The 249-nt window shown below is 59.0% G+C and carries 1 protein-coding gene; it reads right to left on the bottom strand.

The features are described 5' to 3' along the window. Positions 1 to 249 (bottom strand): zinc-binding dehydrogenase (locus SB765_RS32185; protein ID WP_410932837.1); only part of this gene is annotated, 249 nt, incomplete at both ends.

The raw sequence follows: 249 nt of genomic DNA, 5'->3' as shown, positions 1-249 counted from the left end.
CCGCGCGCTTTTCCACTTTCGATCATGGCGTGGGCGCGCTTGAGGTGCTCGGCGTTGATCGTACCGTAGTGCTCGCCGAGGGTGGTTTTGAGCACACCACTGTCGACCAGTTGCGCAACGCGATCGAGCAGTTGGTGCTGCTTGATCATGTCTTCGGTCTTGTACAAAGAACGCGTGAACATGAGTTCCCAGTGCAGCGACAGTGACTTGCGCTTGAGCGGCATGACATCCAGCTGCGCCGGGTCGTCG

This window comes from Pseudomonas sp. SIMBA_067, assembly GCF_046534675.1.
Lineage (GTDB): Bacteria > Pseudomonadota > Gammaproteobacteria > Pseudomonadales > Pseudomonadaceae > Aquipseudomonas > Aquipseudomonas putida.
This window is presented reverse-complemented; position numbering and strand designations above follow the sequence as displayed.